Source organism: Chryseobacterium sp. Leaf394, from assembly GCF_001424105.1.
In the GTDB taxonomy this organism is placed as follows: Bacteria; Bacteroidota; Bacteroidia; order Flavobacteriales; family Weeksellaceae; genus Chryseobacterium.
On the sequence record NZ_LMQH01000012.1, the window covers coordinates 265,394 to 281,926 of the forward strand.

At 36.2% G+C, this 16,533-nt stretch carries 20 protein-coding genes; 10 read left to right on the forward strand and 10 right to left on the reverse strand.

What is annotated here, in order from left to right; all coding sequences use genetic code 11:
- Positions 1 to 35: 35 nt before the first annotated feature.
- From ASG21_RS16705 to ASG21_RS16725, 5 genes are all read right to left on the reverse strand, one after another.
- Positions 36 to 731, reverse strand: a complete 696-nt coding sequence (locus ASG21_RS16705) for a hypothetical protein (protein WP_056083182.1) — start codon at positions 729 to 731, stop codon at positions 36 to 38.
- 106 nt (positions 732 to 837) lie between these two features.
- Positions 838 to 1,383, reverse strand: coding sequence for a hypothetical protein (locus ASG21_RS16710; protein ID WP_056083184.1), 546 nt, complete (start codon positions 1,381 to 1,383; stop codon positions 838 to 840).
- A 183-nt stretch (positions 1,384 to 1,566) separates the two neighbouring features.
- Positions 1,567 to 1,908, reverse strand: coding sequence for a hypothetical protein (locus ASG21_RS16715; protein WP_056083189.1), 342 nt, complete (start codon positions 1,906 to 1,908; stop codon positions 1,567 to 1,569).
- Between the two features lie 2 nt (positions 1,909 to 1,910).
- Complete coding sequence (locus tag ASG21_RS16720) at positions 1,911 to 2,399, reverse strand: DUF4280 domain-containing protein (protein WP_056083192.1); 489 nt, start codon at positions 2,397 to 2,399, stop codon at positions 1,911 to 1,913.
- Positions 2,400 to 2,462: 63 nt separating this feature from the next.
- The gene (locus ASG21_RS16725) at positions 2,463 to 3,452 is read right to left on the reverse strand and encodes a hypothetical protein (RefSeq protein ID WP_056083195.1); all 990 of its coding nucleotides are present in this window, start codon (positions 3,450 to 3,452) and stop codon (positions 2,463 to 2,465) included.
- 214 nt (positions 3,453 to 3,666) lie between these two features.
- Here ASG21_RS16725 and ASG21_RS16730 point away from each other — a divergent pair, with 214 nt between their 5' ends.
- A complete protein-coding gene (locus tag ASG21_RS16730; protein WP_056083198.1) occupies positions 3,667 to 5,796 on the forward strand; it encodes a carboxy terminal-processing peptidase in 2,130 nt (709 codons plus the stop codon).
- Between the two features lie 36 nt (positions 5,797 to 5,832).
- Here ASG21_RS16730 and ASG21_RS16735 read toward each other — a convergent pair whose 3' ends face one another.
- The 3 genes from ASG21_RS16735 to ASG21_RS16745 form a co-directional block, all read right to left on the reverse strand.
- On the reverse strand, positions 5,833 to 6,105 hold the full coding sequence (locus ASG21_RS16735) for a CPCC family cysteine-rich protein (protein ID WP_056083202.1): 273 nt from the start codon (positions 6,103 to 6,105) through the stop codon (positions 5,833 to 5,835).
- Positions 6,106 to 6,167: 62 nt separating this feature from the next.
- Complete coding sequence (gene thiL, locus ASG21_RS16740) at positions 6,168 to 7,232, reverse strand: thiamine-phosphate kinase (RefSeq protein ID WP_056083205.1); 1,065 nt, start codon at positions 7,230 to 7,232, stop codon at positions 6,168 to 6,170.
- Positions 7,233 to 7,284: 52 nt separating this feature from the next.
- On the reverse strand, positions 7,285 to 7,779 hold the full coding sequence (locus tag ASG21_RS16745) for an acyl-CoA thioesterase (RefSeq protein ID WP_056083208.1): 495 nt from the start codon (positions 7,777 to 7,779) through the stop codon (positions 7,285 to 7,287).
- 289 nt (positions 7,780 to 8,068) lie between these two features.
- Between ASG21_RS16745 and ASG21_RS16750 the strand changes: the two genes are divergently transcribed.
- The 5 genes from ASG21_RS16750 to ASG21_RS16770 are packed head-to-tail and all read left to right on the forward strand — an operon-like array spanning position 8,069 to position 11,531.
- Positions 8,069 to 9,274: an NAD(P)/FAD-dependent oxidoreductase gene (locus tag ASG21_RS16750; RefSeq protein ID WP_056083211.1), complete on the forward strand. Its 1,206-nt coding sequence runs from the start codon at positions 8,069 to 8,071 to the stop codon at positions 9,272 to 9,274.
- Between the two features lie 4 nt (positions 9,275 to 9,278).
- Entirely contained in the window at positions 9,279 to 9,704 is a 426-nt protein-coding gene (locus tag ASG21_RS16755; protein ID WP_056083214.1) for an energy transducer TonB, read from the forward strand.
- An 8-nt stretch (positions 9,705 to 9,712) separates the two neighbouring features.
- A complete protein-coding gene (locus tag ASG21_RS16760) occupies positions 9,713 to 10,351 on the forward strand; it encodes a DUF2306 domain-containing protein (RefSeq protein ID WP_056083219.1) in 639 nt (212 codons plus the stop codon).
- Entirely contained in the window at positions 10,348 to 11,265 is a 918-nt protein-coding gene (locus ASG21_RS16765) for a YARHG domain-containing protein (RefSeq protein WP_056083222.1), read from the forward strand. Before ASG21_RS16760 ends, ASG21_RS16765 begins: the two co-directional genes overlap by 4 nt.
- Before the next feature lie 29 nt (positions 11,266 to 11,294).
- A complete protein-coding gene (locus ASG21_RS16770) occupies positions 11,295 to 11,531 on the forward strand; it encodes a hypothetical protein (RefSeq protein WP_056083225.1) in 237 nt (78 codons plus the stop codon).
- Here the strand turns inward: ASG21_RS16770 and ASG21_RS16775 are convergent.
- Positions 11,501 to 11,887: a DUF2809 domain-containing protein gene (locus tag ASG21_RS16775; protein ID WP_056083788.1), complete on the reverse strand. Its 387-nt coding sequence runs from the start codon at positions 11,885 to 11,887 to the stop codon at positions 11,501 to 11,503. The two genes, ASG21_RS16770 and ASG21_RS16775, sit on opposite strands and share 31 nt — an antisense overlap.
- 147 nt (positions 11,888 to 12,034) lie before the next feature.
- Here ASG21_RS16775 and ASG21_RS16780 point away from each other — a divergent pair, with 147 nt between their 5' ends.
- From ASG21_RS16780 to ASG21_RS16795, 4 genes are all read left to right on the forward strand, one after another.
- Entirely contained in the window at positions 12,035 to 12,496 is a 462-nt protein-coding gene (locus tag ASG21_RS16780; protein ID WP_128414346.1) for a hypothetical protein, read from the forward strand.
- 86 nt (positions 12,497 to 12,582) lie between these two features.
- The gene (locus tag ASG21_RS16785) at positions 12,583 to 13,020 is read left to right on the forward strand and encodes an energy transducer TonB (RefSeq protein WP_056083234.1); all 438 of its coding nucleotides are present in this window, start codon (positions 12,583 to 12,585) and stop codon (positions 13,018 to 13,020) included.
- 18 nt (positions 13,021 to 13,038) lie between these two features.
- A complete protein-coding gene (locus ASG21_RS16790; protein ID WP_056083237.1) occupies positions 13,039 to 13,479 on the forward strand; it encodes a hypothetical protein in 441 nt (146 codons plus the stop codon).
- Between the two features lie 14 nt (positions 13,480 to 13,493).
- Positions 13,494 to 13,928, forward strand: a complete 435-nt coding sequence (locus tag ASG21_RS16795) for a hypothetical protein (protein WP_056083240.1) — start codon at positions 13,494 to 13,496, stop codon at positions 13,926 to 13,928.
- 10 nt (positions 13,929 to 13,938) lie between these two features.
- Here the strand turns inward: ASG21_RS16795 and mutS are convergent, their stop codons facing one another.
- Positions 13,939 to 16,527: a DNA mismatch repair protein MutS gene (gene mutS, locus ASG21_RS16800; RefSeq protein ID WP_056083243.1), complete on the reverse strand. Its 2,589-nt coding sequence runs from the start codon at positions 16,525 to 16,527 to the stop codon at positions 13,939 to 13,941.
- Positions 16,528 to 16,533: the final 6 nt, after the last annotated feature.

The window sequence follows — 16,533 nt, forward strand, 5'->3', positions numbered from 1 at the left end:
ATTATCTAAAATTTCTTTGACTTTAATTAAAGCTTTTAATAAAATTCAATTTTGTCCTCATAAGCAATACCGATTGAACGTTCTACAGAGTCTGTCGTTGCTTTAATTACCAATTCAAAAGATACTTCTTTATTTAGTCTTCTCCTATTTTGACCAACTTCAATAGCTCTTTCCTGATGATGCTCATAGGTGGGACCAGATGGCATATTAGTATGCGAATATACATTGGGTATTGTTGAGCTTAATTTCAAACTTATTAACCATTCAATATCTGGATAAACATTTATTTTTGCTATTTGATTTGGATACCTGCATGTTGAAATTGGAAGGAAATATTTTTGAACAATCCTATCTGTAAACCAAAAATATCTAAAAACCCAAAATAAATTTACCGCATTATTTAGTGTCTTATTAGAACCTTGTAAACTTTCAAACGCCGTCTTATTATACAAATACCTCAGTTTCAAAGTAATTTCTTTATCACTTTCAATTTTGTAATCAATTCTGTCCTCCCATTGTTGTGCTGCAGATGGATTAGAGATATTGTCGGTTTTTATAACATCAGTGTCATTTTTATTTTCCTCAGTTGTGTCAATACCAGCGTCTTTCTGCTGCTGCTGATGTGTAGAGTCTGGTGTTGTGATTTCTCCTCTGAAAGATGCAGAATACACTTTATCTACCTGAAAAACATTTTTATATTCTGTGTGTTTTTGTCCCTTATCCAGCAGCAAACCTTGACAGAACTGGTTTTTTGTTTGTAAACCATCAAGAATAATGGTTATCTCTTTTCGATTGTCGCCTGCTATGATAGCAAATGCGTGTTCCGTTTTATCAATTTCATTGGCTGGTTAATTCCCGTTGGGTATATTCAATATCCCCGATATACTGAATCATATTTTTTTTGTCCTGTTCTATGCGGGTAAGATAATGATCCATTAATTCTTCAGAAACCATAAAACGGCTGGAGATAGAATCTTTTTTATCTACATCCTGGGTTTTTAATAATTCAGCATTATAATTGATGAGATCTGTAGTAGGAGTATCGGCATAGTTTTTAAAAGCGACTCTTTCTTCTTTTGCATTTGTGCCGTATATCATTCCCGGTTCTTCCCAAACTCTGTAAACCTCAACTGCAACGGTGAAGTTTTTCTTCCTGTTTTCTCCTTTTTTCCAGTCGATATTAATATTAAAATTGTGCTTTAGATAATGATTAAAATCATCATCTTTTCCTGTTGAAGATAAATCATCAGTAATTACAGCATCCCAAAGGTTTTTGTCTTCAAAGTCTTCTGTTTGTGTTAATCCTATCGCTTCTGTCTCCTCAAGCAGATAAACTTTTGCTTTGTATTTATTTTTCTTTTCAAGATTATAGCCATGAAACATCACGGTAAGACTTACGTTTTCTCCGTAGTGTTTAATATCTTCACTCTTATGAAAATAGGCATAATTTATTTTTGATGAAGTTATGGGAACGATATAAAAATAAAATCCTGTTCCCGGACTCTCGCTGAAAAGCTCAACTCTCTGTTTATGTCCAAAATAATATGAGCCTTCAGACGGATTAAATTATAAAGAACGCCCAACTTTATATTTTTTCTCTAATCCATATTTACTAACAGGAATAGTTCCGCCGCTTAAAGGTCCCCAGAGATTTTCTGTAATATCCTCAGGTTTTGCTTTCTCCAAGCTTTGAAAAAAGAGGTCATAAATAAAAGCCCATCTGGCATGATCTGCCGTATATTTAGGGTTGGCCGTTTTTCCACCAACACAACTTTCATCAACGATAAATTCGTTTTTATCTCTTGTATACAAATAATAAGTACCGCCTTTGGTAACGGCTGCAAGTTTTCCGTTCGTACTCCAGTAGCAGTGTTGTAATCCGACTGTATTTTTAATAGTATCAGGCATAATTATTCTGCATTTAAAAATTCATAAGGATCTTTCTTGTCAAAATTCTTCATATCAACCAAAGGATTCACATGCGACTGCAACTCACTGTCAGCATTCTCAAAATTCTTCTTTGATGGTTCTCCAATCTGGCCGGTTTTTATGATTTTTATACAGTCTTTACCGCCAATGGGGCAGGTTGCTTTGCTGTCTTCCAGTAGTATGTAGCCATCGGGTGGGGAGTATTTTTCTTTTTCATAATAGCCGCTCCATTCTGTGACAATGGCCTGGCAGGGTTTGTAGCCTCCGGGTGTGGGCTGCATTTTGCAGGGACCGAAAGTATTTTTCTCAAAAGTTGGCCCGATATCTTTATGCGTCGCTGCCAGTTTTTGTTTTCCTTCGTAATCGTTGAGGTAGTATTTGCTCTGAGTAAGAACTTTTAACGTGTCGGGAGTTGTGCCGAAGTTGCACATACAGATTGCTCCCTGTACTACTTTTTCTTTCAGTGACATTGTGTTTATTATTTTGTAGTTGTGGTATATAAATATAATAATTATTTCAATAAAAAATGATAATTACCAATTATTTTCCAGGTTTTCAAAATTGTCAAAGCCCCATTTATTGGGTGGAAGTTTCACCAAACCGCCGGTAATAAAAGGACTCTTCATACTTAAAGTTTTGTTTTGATACCCATCAGAATTGATCTGATACACCGTAAATTCAATTTTTTTGAAAATCAATTTTGAGCCATCCGGATTTTTAGTATAAATCTGGAATATAGCACGGATATGCATCGGAAAATGATGGTAAAGATCTGAATCAAACTCTACGCACAGAGAAATATAAAGTACAAAATCATCTGCACTGTTTTTGGGATAGAAATACTCAGGAGCTTTTATTTCATTGCTTTCAAACCGGATCACAAAAGAATGATAATCCGTCGGAATCTTTTCAATCGTCTGAACTCCATGAAATCTTACAGGAGCCTGATATGGAATAACAGATAGGAGTAAATCTGTTTCGACCTGTCTGTAGTCACCATAATTGATCAGTCTCGGATGGAAAAATAAATTCCAGAACCAATCGTGATGCAAACTTCTTTCAATCTGCGGTTTTGAATTGATTTTCCGGTCCGCTACAGCAAAAAATTCATCGAGTGCTTCGCTTTGATATTTTTCTGATAACAATTCTTTATTCTGCTTCCAGCGATTGATTATTTCATCATGATTTAAAATTTCGCAGGTAGAATTTCCTCTTTCGTTAATAGTGGTTTCAATGGGATACATTGATTTTGTAATGCCATCCGTAAAAATTTCGTTAATGAGATCGGGGCTATGCTGGTTGTAAAAAATATTTTTTTTATCTAAACTGATTGTTCCGATTCCGTTAATGATCTGTAAATCAGCGGTTACTTCGTAGTCAATACGTTTTGAAGGTTTGTTTTCGGTTCCGGAAAAATATTTTACAGAAACACCGTATTTTCGGGGCTTCAGGCCATCATAATTGATCTTTATGCTGTTGAGCCGGTGCTGCAACTCTTTTTTGGAGAGCGTAATTTCTTTCATTTATGTCATTTGTGTTTACACAAAAATAGAAATTATCCCGAAAAAATGAAATAATTTAACAGTAAAAATTAATGAAAATTGCTATTAAAAAATACTTAAAACTGCTTGATATTTGTAAATAAGGTATTACTTTTGATAGTTTGTAACAGCTTCACGGTTTTATACACTAATTAGCAAACAATTTTTAGAAAATAATATTATACCTTAAAGATTTATGTGGAAAAATTTTAAACTGAATAAATTTTTACTCCTCATTCCATTAACAAGCTTGATGTTTTGTTTCAATTCACCGAAAAATGATGACGAAAAGATGCAGACGATAATGGTGAGCGTTAAAAACACACTTTCATACTTACATTATAGCCCAAAACCCATCAACGATGCTTACTCAAAAGATGTTTACAAGCATTATTTTGAAATGGTAGATCCCGGAAAAAGATATTTCCTGCAGTCTGATATGACAGAATTTGCAAAGCACGAAACAAAACTTGATGACTATCTCAATCAGGGCGATCTTCAGTTTTATAAACTTACTATCGACAGACTTTACCAGAGAGTAGACGAGATCGATAAAATCACTCAGGATATCTTCAGCAAACCAATAAACCTGGAAGAAGATGAAACCTTGGTTTTGGAAGCAAAAGATAAAGTTGTTCCGGCAAATAAGCAGGAGCAGTACAATGAGTGGAGAAAATACATCAAGTACAACATTCTTCAGGAGGTGGAATCAATGAACAGTAAATACGATGCACAGAAGGAAAAGAAAGATTCTGTACAGAAATACAAGCTGCAGGATACCATCAAACTTGAAGTTCTTACGCCTCAGCAGAAGATTCAGAAAGCTACCGATGAGGTGAAAGATCTGGTAAAAGAAACATTTACAAGATTCAAAAAGAGAAAGAAAATGGATTGGTTCTCTGTGTATATGAATTCGTACACAGAAGTTTTCGATCCGCACACCAACTATTATTCTCCTAAAGATAAGGAAGATTTTGATACTCAGTTTACCGGTAAAGTAATCGGTATCGGAGCTATTATCCAGGAGAAAAAAGGAAATCTTTATCTCGGGGCACTTACCATTGGAGCTCCGGCATGGAAATCAAAACAGCTTTCTGAAGGTGATAAAATTCTGAAAGTTAGATCCAAACCTAAAGAAGACCACGTTAACGTTGTGGGAATGCTTTCTGACGAAGCTGTAAGACTGATCCGTGGTGAAAAAGGAACGCCGGTAACTTTAACGGTTCAGAAAAAAGACGGAACTGTAAGAGAAGTGACCATGATTCGTGAAGAAGTGGCTATTGAAGACACTTTCGCAAAAAGCATCATCGTAAATTCTCCTAACGGAAAAAAATACGGATTCATCAATTTGCCAAGTTTTAATGCAGATTTTGAAGATGCAAAAGGAAGAAACGCTTCTGATGACATCAAAAATGAGATCATTAAGTTAAAAGCTCAGAACATTGAGGGAATTGTTTTAGACCTCAGAAATAACGGCGGTGGCTCACTGACGGAAGTAGGCGATATTATGGGATTATTTATGAATGCCGGACCTTATGTTCAGGTCAAAGATTCTAACGGTAAAATCCAAACACTGAAAAATAAGCAGGAAACTCCAATCTGGACAGGTCCTGTAGTAATTATGCAAAATGAACTTTCAGCTTCAGCATCTGAGATTCTGGCAGGCGCGATGCAGGATTACGGCAGAGCTGTTGTGGTTGGTTCACCGCAATCATTCGGTAAAGGAACGGTTCAGACTTTCGTTGACTTAAACAGATTTTTAAATACCGAAGATGATTTTGGATCATTAAAATTAACCATTCAGAAATTCTACAGAATTACCGGAGAATCTAACCAGCGAAAAGGAATTGTTTCTGATGTTCAGATGAAAGATTTCTTCAGCTATGCAGAAATAGGAGAGCGCTACGATGACTTCTCTTTGGCGTGGGACAAAATTCCATCTACAAAGTACGAGAAACTAAGCTTTTTTGATGTAAAAGCATTGGAAACTGCCAGCAATGCAAGAATGGCGAAAAACGCCAATTATCAACTGTTGATGGAGTCTGCACAGTGGAGAGAGCAATTAGATAAAGAGAAAACCATCACTTTAAATATGAATAAATTCAACGATCTTATGAAGCAGAGAAAAGCACAGATCGAGAAGTTTAAAGTTCTTACGAAATACGATAACGGATTGAAATTCAATATGTATCCTGCCGAAATCGAAAGAGAGAAGAAAGACGAAGTTTTCAAAAAGAAATCTGAAATCTGGGTTAAAAACCTCCGCAAAGATACTTACCTCCAGGAAGCGATGAATATTATTGCTGACATGAGTAAGAAATCATAAAACAAAGAAAGCCAGCTCGATTAGCTGGCTTTTAGTTTAATATGTAGGTAGATTTCCTTTTTTAAATATGGTCTCAGGGTTTTTAACCACATCTTTGATATATTGTTTATCGTGAGCTCCGAATTTTAAAAAATTGTCTCTACCTTCTCGTAGAGTCATCACATTAGGATTGCTTATCACATCTAAATCAGTTTCTCCGTCATCTTCCCAAAAACAGACAGTACAAATCTCTGCAGCTCCTTTTTGTTCTAAAGAAAAATATCCACAACAAATACATTGCGAAGTTGATGTATGATTGTTTTTATCCATGTAGTAAAAATAGCAAAAAACCACTACAAATGCAGTGGTTTCACAATATTTGAAATTAAATTCTAATCATTCTGCTGGTTCCCCAAAAAGGCATCCCAACCTTGTGCTGTTAAAGCCACCAACTGGTTTGAACCTCTTGCAACCATAAAGTTTCCTTCTTCTTTTTCTACTGCATGACCAATGATGGTAAAATCAGGATGATTTTTCATTTTTTCGAAATCATTCGGGGAAATTGTGAATAACAATTCATAATCTTCTCCACCACTTAAAGCTGTCATCACAGGATTTAAATTAAATTCATCCGCAGTCGTAATCGTCAGATTATCCATCGGAACTTTCTCTTCATACAATCTGAAACCAACTTTCGACTGGTCAGAAAGATGCAGGATTTCTGAGGCTAAGCCGTCTGAAATATCTATCATGGAAGTAGGTTTGATATCGAGCTGTTCCAAGGTCGCCTTCACGTCAGTTCTTGCCTCAGGTTTCAACTGTCTTTCCAAAATGTAGTCAAAACCTTCCATTTCCGGCTGCATATCCGGATCAGCAAGGAAAACAGCGTGCTCTCTCTCTAAAATCTGAAGTCCCATGTACGCACCTCCCAAATCACCGGTTACCACCAAAAGATCATTGGGTTGTGCGCCGCTTCTCTTAACGAGGTTTTCTTCATCTTCAATTCCCACAGCGGTAATGCTCATGATCAAACCGGCATTGGAACTCGTTGTATCTCCGCCAATTAAGTCAACTTTGTAGTGGTTGCAGGCCGTCTGAATTCCTGAGTACAATTCTTCAAGTGCTTCCACCGGAAAACGGTTGGAGACGGCAAGCGAAACCAGAATCTGTGTCGGCTTTGCATTCATCGCAGCGATGTCGCTCAGATTGACCACAACAGCTTTGTAACCAAGGTGTTTCAAAGGAACATATCCTAAATTAAAATGTACACCTTCAGCCAAAACATCAGTTGTTAAAACAACTTTTTTACCGTTGGGATTAATCACAGCGGCATCATCGCCTACGCCGAGTTCCGTAGAATCATTGACAATCGGAAAAAACTGTGTAAGGTGCTTTATCAGGCCAAATTCTCCTAACTTGGAAATGGGCGTCAATTCCGGTTCTTTATCTTCAAACATTTTTTATGAGTAATAAGTAATTGGTAATGAGTAATTTTTAAAATTTTAAATCTTAAATATTGAATACTTGCGGGTCAATATTCTCCGGGCGGAAAGGAAGCTTTTTAAAATCTTCTCTCGTCATCAAAATTGTTTCCGCGGTTTTATATTTGTTCATTGCTTCAACAACGTCATCCGGTGGAGTAGTCATTTTTCTGAGCATCGTATCGATCCATACCCCTGTAGCTTCTGAAGTAGCGCAGTGTGAACCATCCGGAAGATAAAACTTGTGTATAAAACGGTAGATCGCAGCATCTTCTGCACATCCGTCTATTTCAAGACTCACAATCACTTTCTGATCTGCAAAAATTTCTTTAAAGAAAGAAAATCTCTCGTGCATAATCACAGGACCGATTCCCCAACGGCTCATTTGGGTAACACCCATTTTTTCTTTTTTCATAAAAGCCATTCTCGTTTGGGCACAGTACTGCACATAAGATGAGTTGGCAAGGTGTTTATTGGCATCGAGGTCGCTCCAGCGCACTTCAAAAGTATGATAGAAAGTCATTTAAATTTATTTAAAACCACAAAAGTCACAAAAGATTAAATAATCATCTTAAAGCTAAATTTCAGCTTATTAAAGTTCAAAAAAATATTGTGTCTGAGCAGTTGATTTACTGTCACAAAATTACTCAAATAAGATGGTTTATAAAAATTGTAGTTTTGCAGAAATAATCCATTGCATAAAAGCTTTTAATTTTAAAAAAAAGTATGTCATTTCGCAGTACTTTTTTGCACTTATTGAAAGAACTGAAAAAGCTGAAAACTTTTGTGCCTTTTGTGGTTAAGTAAAGACTATGAAACAAATAATCATTATCGGAGGCGGTGCAGCAGGCTTTTTCTGTGCAGCAAATCTTGACGGTAAAAAATATAAAATTACGATTCTCGAGCAAAATTCTGATGTTCTTCAGAAAGTAAAAATTTCTGGCGGAGGTCGCTGTAACGTTACGCATGCATGTTTCGATCCGAGAGAACTGGTTCAGTTTTATCCACGTGGAAATAAAGAATTACTGAGTGTTTTCACAAAATTTCAGCCAGGCGACACGATGGATTGGTTCGAACAGAGAAATGTGTCTTTAAAAATTGAAAACGACAACAGGGTTTTTCCTGAGAGCAATTCTTCGCAGACGGTTATCAATACTTTTTTGAATGAAATTCAAAAGAAAAATGTTGAGGTAAAAACAAAATGTTCAGTGAAAGAGATTCAGAAACTTGATGAATTGTATCTTGTAAAAACCAGTCTTGGCGATTTTGAGGCCGATTATGTCATTTATTCCACCGGAAGTTCGCCAAAATCATTGAAAATGATTGAAAATTTAGGTCATAAAATTATTGATCTTGTTCCGTCACTGTTTACTTTCAATATTAAAGATGATTTATTGAAAGACCTTTTGGGAACGAGTTTTGAAATGGCAGAAACTTCTATTCCCAAGCTGAAAACAGAAGAAAGCGGACCGCTGTTAATTACACACTGGGGACTTTCGGGGCCTGCGATTCTGAAGATTTCGGCATGGGAAGCGATCAATCTTGCAAAAGTGAAATATAATTTCGAAATTGAGGTGAATTTTATTTCAAAAGATATGGATGACGCTGAAGAATTATTTATTAATTTCAAACAGTCTAATCCAAAGAAAACAATTGGCTCGTCGAAAATTTTTGAAGTAACCAACCGTTTCTGGCAGAGAATTCTGGAAGTTTCAAATGTGAATTTAAACAAACAGGTTGCGCAGATTTCCGGAAAGGAAATGCAGACCATTATTGAAAATTTATGCAAAAAGAAATTTCAGGTAACCGGTAAATCCACTTTTAAAGATGAATTTGTAACCGCCGGAGGTGTTGATTTAAAGGAAATTAACTTCAAGAATATGTCGTCAAAACTTTTACCGAATTTTTACATTGCCGGAGAGGTTTTAAACATTGATGCCGTGACGGGAGGATTTAATTTTCAGGCCTGCTGGAGTGAAGCATGGCTGATTGCTCAGGATTTAAATAATTTAAACTAATATTATGATGATTAAAGGACTGCGACTCTTAATGATTTTGATGTTCTCATTTGTTTTTTCACAAGAGGAGCGTATACAGGCTCAAATAGACAAACCACAAAGAGAAATTTCAAAGGACAGCATTTACACAATGACAGAACAGGGCGCTGAATTCCCGGGAGGTTTGGATAAATTCAGACAGGAGTTTAGTAAAAATTTTGATATAAGTGTAATCAAAGGAAAAGGATTGTTTAGTTGTGAGTTGACCTTTGTGATTTTAGAAAACGGACAGATCATCAATGTGGAAGCTAAAGGAAACGACCGTTCATTTAATGCAGAAGCTATAAGGGCTTTAAATTCAATGAAGAATAAAGTATGGAAGCCGGGAAAAATAAATGGAGAACCTGTAAAATCAAGATATAAAATACCTTTTAAGATCAATTTTGAGTAAATTTTAAAATGCTTTCACTCAAAAAAAATATCCCACTCTTTATAAAAACCCTTCTCATCATCGGTTTCGGATATTTCTTTTGGCTGATGCTGAAAATTACTTTAGAATATGTCCCGCTTAAAACAGATGTGAGTTTTTTAATGATCAAACAGACTGAGGTGGAAGAGAGGCCAGAGTATCTCTGGTTTTTCTACACCCATGTTTACGCCAGTATTTTTGTTTTGCTGAGTGGCTTTTTAGCGATAATAAGAAAAGATTTCGGCCTAAAAAACTTTCACAGAAACGCAGGGAAAATTTATATTTTTCTGATTCTCTTCCTTGCCGCACCTTCCGGAATTTACATGGGAATTTTTGCCAATGGCGGTTTTTTGGCTAAATCATCCTTCGTTATTTTAGGCTGTCTTTGGTGGTTTACTACTTTCAGAGCATATCAATTAGCAAGGAAAAGAAAATTCAGGGAACATAAACAGTGGATGTGGCGGAGTTTTGCGCTCACAATTTCTGCACTTACCCTGAGAATCTGGAAGGTAATTATTGTATATTTATTCCACCCAAACCCGATGGATGTTTATGAAATCATTGCGTGGCTCGGTTGGGTTCCCAATATCATTTTAACAGAATATTTAATCACAAAAAAACAGATATGAAAATTTTAAAATTATCGCTTCTTGCTTTTTCGGTTGCCACTTTGGTGAGCTGTAAAAAGGATAAAGGAGCAACAGAAAAACCTAACGACAGCGTTGCAGAAAAGAAAGATTCTGTGGTAGTTCCTGAAATTCACAAAGAACTTTATGGTATTTACACGGGCGATTTTTTTGGCAAAGGTAAAATATTCGATAACGAAACCCAAGATTCTTACGAAGGAACAGATTACAAAAAACTGTCACTGAAAATCAACAGAATTACAAAGGATTCTGTGTACGGGCAAAGCATTGTAAACGGAAATCAAAGGCCTTTCAGAGGCGTTTTTAACGAAACTGCCAATTCATTTATTTTGGATGAACCAGGAAATGATAAGACAGACGGAAGGTTTGAGGTGAAAATCTATAAAGATTCAATGTCCGGAAGTTGGGCAGCGTACAAAAAAACGGGTGTAAATATTCCTTTGAAAAATCTGAAACTGGCAAAGAAAGAATTTGTCTACAATCCTAATTTTATGCTTAATGAAGATTCTGATCTCATAGATTGGGAGAATCCTAAGGACTTTAAGGAAAAATATACCGACGATGAGGGCAAAACAGAATCTTACACGACTTCCAAAAACAGATTTGCTTCTGACGCAGTTTTTAAAATCAATGCTTCAAAACAGAAACTGAGCGAAAAAGACCTGAAGAACCTGAGAAAACTGGACATGGAAATCATAAAAAATGCAGTTTTTGCAAGACATGGCTATGCCTTTAAAAAACCAACCTACCGATACTTTTTTGAGCAGACAGACTGGTATATTCCCGTTTCAAATAATGTAGATAATCAGCTTTCAAAAATGGAAAAAGATAATGTTGCATTGCTGAACCGCTTCATCAAATATGCAGAAGATAAATACGACCAGTTTGGAAGATAATTTTTTTTAACTAAATAAAATCTTTATTCATGGGAAATTTAGGTGGTTTCGTAATTCTGCTTTTTTTACCGATTGTCATACTTTTTCAGATATTTTTAGGATTTATCATCACATCAGTCTGGAAAATAAAGGTAATAGAAAACGATTCAGTAAAGAAATATTTAACCTTTTGGCTTTATGGTCTTGTAGGCTCTATTGTTGTGGGAGGTGCTGTGATGCTGATGATGACGGTTTTTCAGAAACTCATGGTATTTCTGTTCAGATAAACCGGAATCAGAAGAAGCAAGCATCCAATGGCATAACAAAGAATGTCAATCCAGGAAAATGAATTTCCGATCACAATATACATCAGGCTTCCTTTTTGGAAGCCTAATTTTTCGGCTACATTAAAGTGTTGTGCAAATTCGATAAGACATGAAAAAATAAAAATTCCGACAATCAGTTTTATACTGTTTATTTTTATAAAAGTTCTTACGAAAGTGTATAGTAAAATAACCACAATTACATCGCCCAGATAGGCTCTTATGAAGAAATTGTTTTTGAAAACGGTGGCGATCAGAATTTCCACACAAAAAAGAATAGAGGTAAGTAAAAGGTACCTTAAACTAAATTTAATTTTCATTTCATGTTTATTTACTGCAAACATAATTGATTTGTCAAAAAAAATCCAATTTTCTTGATAAGAATTTTGTAATTCATTCAATTAGGCATTTTTTTTGTTGCGGAAGCGTTATTGATGATTATTTTAAATTTGCAAAAAAATAATTGAATGAAAAAGTTAACTATGCTGATGATGATTTTATCCTTTGGATTTAATCTAAATGCTCAGACAAAACCTAAAACCGAACCGAAACCGCAAGTCGCAAAAACAGTTGAAGAACTGCCAGACTACGCAGAATTACAGAAAAGGCTGGATCTGAAAGACGTTGTTACAGTAGCAGATGAGGAGCCTGAATATCCGGGCGGTAAAAAGGCTTATCTCTACAAAGTTTCTGAAAATATGCCGATTATTGATATTAAAAATAAAGAGCAATTCAGCACCACGATTTATGTTATTGTAGAAAAAGATGGATATGTTAGGAGATATGCTGCCATCAGCAAAAATAAAAAACACGCAGCCGCAGGCGAAGAAGCGGTTAAAAAAGTTTTCGAACGCTGGAAACCTGCCAAAATCGGAGGCAAACCGGTTAGATATATTTTCTATATTCCCATTGGTTTGAGAAAATGGTAAGATACTTTCAAATTATAAATAACACGACATCAATCTTCTGATGTCGTTTTTGTTTAAAATTTTTTACTTTTGACAAAATTCAGGTAATGAGAAACACAGTAACAATTTTCTTACTGGTTATCAGTCAGATTATTTTAGCCCAAAGAACCTATTCTCCTGCGCCGCCGCCGGCAGTTGACCGTAATGCTGAGCTCCCTGTAAGTATCGTAAAAGTGTATGAAAATCCTACAGAAGTGGCAGAATTTCCTAAAGGAATTAATATTTTCAGAGATAAATTTAATAAAGTAATGGTCACTTCTTCTTTTGAAAGTGCGACAGAGAAAAAATTTAAAACAATAGTCAGTTTTGTAGTTGAGCGTAATGGTTCTATTAGTGATGTTCAGGCAAAAGGAATAAATGTTGATTTTGATGCTGAGGTGATAAAAGCAGTAAAAAGCATAAAAGACAAATGGAAACCCGCCAAATATAAAGGTGAAACCGTGAGAAGCAGATTCAGAATTCCTGTGATGATGGCGCTTGACTAGTTTTATTTTCAAATAATTATGAATAAACAAATTTCAATATTTCTGTTCTTACTTTGCTCCGCAATTTTCTTAGCGCAGGATGTACGGCCTGTCAGCTCACCTGTGAAAGAAGTTGATCTAAAAGACATCGAAATAATAACAGTATGCCATGATTATCCTGATCATGATGCCTTGTTTTTAAATGACAAAGAAGATTTTGTTGAAAAATTAAAGAGCCAAATATCTTCTGATGCTTTGATAATGGCGAAAGGTAAAGAAAGTTTCAAATCAATCCTCAATTTCGTTGTTGAAAGAGATGGAACAATCTCAGAAATTCAGGTAAGTGGTACAAATCAAAAGTTTAATAATGCTGTTAAAGTTGCAGCAAAACGAATTAAAGGAAAATGGGTTCCTGAAAAGAAAAACGGCAACTTAGTAAGAAGTAAAATGCAGATTCCTGTTCTAATGAATTTCCACTAAAATTAACTGTTTCTATGAAGAAAAAAATTACAATATTTCTGGTTTTGCTCATTAACTGCATTGCTTTCGGACAGGATATTATCAAAGATTACGGTCAACTCAATGAGCTGGCTTTGACTCACAGAGATGGAAAAATAAGAATGGAGGCTGAACAACCTGCAACTTTTCCACTTGGTGCCGATGCTTTGAGAAATATGATTGCGAATAATTTCAGGATGAGGAAAATAGTAACCACTGCTGATCAGGAGTTCTGTACTCTGATTTTTATTGTCGGCAAAGAAGGTACGATAGAACACGTAAAATCTGTTGGAAGCAACCTTACCTTTAATAAGGAAGCAGAAAGAGCACTTTTAAAAATAAAGCAAAAATGGACTCCCGGTATCATGAATGGCGAGAAGATATTTTGTAGATTCAAAATTCCATTAACAGTAACTTTCACTAAAAAATAAAATCACAGGACTACTTCCCAATCATCTTTTTAATCGAATTCAGCTTCATCAAAGCTTCAATCGGTGTCAAAGTATTAATATCAATTTTCGTGAGTTCTTCCCTGATGTTTTCCAGAACAGGATCATCCAACTGGAAAAAAGAAAGCTGCATATTTTCTTCGGTAACCCTTTTTACACCTTCAGAAGAGCCTCCCTGCGAACGGCTGGCTTCCAGAGTTTTCAGAATTTCATTTGCCCGGTTGACAACTTTTGAAGGCATTCCCGCCAGTTTTGCCACATGAATACCGAAACTGTGCTCGCTTCCACCTGAAATAAGTTTTCTCAAAAAGATAATATTTCCTTTATTCTCCTGAATGGAAACGTGAAAGTTTTTCACACGCTCAAAATTCACGGTCATTTCATTCAACTCGTGATAATGCGTTGCAAATAAAGTTTTTGCCTGCGAAGGATGCTGATGCAGATATTCTGCGATCGCCCAGGCAATGGAAACCCCATCATAAGTGGAAGTTCCACGACCAATCTCGTCCAGTAAAATCAAACTTCGGTCTGAAATATTATTTAAAATATACGCCGCCTCATTCATTTCCACCATGAATGTTGATTCGCCGGCAGAGATATTGTCACTCGCGCCAACTCTTGTAAAAATCTTATCTAAAACTCCAATTTCAGCGTGTTTTGCAGGAACAAAACTTCCGATTTGTGCCATCAGACAAACAATAGCCGTCTGACGCAGAATCGCCGATTTACCCGCCATGTTGGGGCCGGTTACCATAATGATCTGCTGCGAATCTTTATCTAAAAAGATATCATTCGGAATGTATTTTTCGCCTAAAGGAAGTGCATTTTCAATGATTGGATGTCTGGCTTCCTTTAAGTCAATTTTAAAACCGTCATTCAGAACAGGTTTGGTATAGCTTTCAGAAACCGCCAGTTCAGACAGACCAACTGCAACATCAAGCTGTGCAATAATATTCGAATTTTCCTGAATTCTGTCCATGTAAATCATCGTATCCGAACATACTTTTCGGTACAGTTGGTTTTCCAGAACGCTAATCTTTTCTTCAGCACCCAGAATCTGACTTTCGTATTCTTTCAGTTCTTCTGTGATGTATCTTTCTGCATTCACCAACGTCTGCTTTCTGATCCAATCGCTTGGAACTTTATCTTTGTGGGTATTTCTTACTTCAATAAAATATCCGAAAACATTATTAAAATCAATTTTCAGACTTGTAATTCCTGTACGATCCACTTCCCGCTGACACATTTCGTCGAGAAAACCACGTCCTTTATTTTGCAGACCTCTCAGATGATCAAGTTCTTCGGAAATATTCTGTTTGATCACATTTCCTTTCGCTAAATTGACAGGAAGCTCTTCATTCAAATGATTTTCCAGCAACTGAATCAGGTCATCTAAAGAATTCAATGGCTCCAACCAGGCTAAGACATCTGCGTGAGGGTGAAGCAAGCCTTTAATTTTCTGAATATTGATCAGACTCTGACGCAGATAACCTAATTCTTTAGGTGAAATTTTTTCCGCCGCAAGTTTTCCCATCAATCGGTCTAAATCTGAGATCGCCCTCAGTAATTGGGAAATTTCATATTTTAAATGATCATTTTCATTTAAAAAGTCAATTAACGAAAGCCGTCTGCCAATTTCTTCAACAGATTTTAAAGGCAGAATAATTCGTCTTCTCAACAATCTTCCACCCATCGGCGTAGAAGTTTTATCGATAATATCCAACAAAGATTTTCCTTTCGGATGGCTTGGATAAACGATTTCGAGATTTCTCAGCGTAAAATGATCCATCATCAGATAATCTTCCTGCGGAATAATCTGAATTTTGGTAATGTGCGCCAGTAATTTGTGATGCGTATCTTCAACCAGATAAGCGAAAATTGCTCCTGCCGCGGTAATTGCCAAAGGTAAACCTTCAACACCAAAACCTTTTAATGAATTGGTTTTAAACTGATTCGTTAGTTTTTCATAAGCGAAATTATATTGATAAGCCCAGTCTTCCAGTTTGAAAACGTTTCTGTTTTTCAGCTGATCGGGAATCTGTACGCTTCGTTGGTAAATAATTTCACTCGGATCAAACGTGTTAATGATGTGTAAAATTTTATCCAAATTTCCTTCGCTCACCAAAAATTCTCCGGTAGAAACATCGACCAAAGCGATTCCGTATTTTTCTTTTTCTTTATGAAGTGAAAGCAGGAAATTATTCTTTTTTGAAGTCAGAACCTGATCGTTGAATGTCACTCCTGGCGTCACCAATTCTGTTACGCCACGTTTTACAATTCCTTTGACGGTTTTTGGATCTTCCAGTTGGTCACAAATCGCCACACGAATTCCGGCTCTCACCAGTTTAGGCAAATATGAATCCACCGAATGATGCGGAAATCCCGCCAGTTCGATATGACCTTCGCCATTGGCTCTTTTCGTCAGAACAATCCCCAAAATCTGAGAAGTTCTCACGGCATCCTGACCGAAGGTTTCGTAGAAATCGCCCACTCTGAAAAGCAAAAGCGCATCAGGATATTTCGCCTTGATGGTGTTGTACTGCGTCATTAACGGGGTTTCTTTCTTCGTCGCCTTTGCCATTGAGAT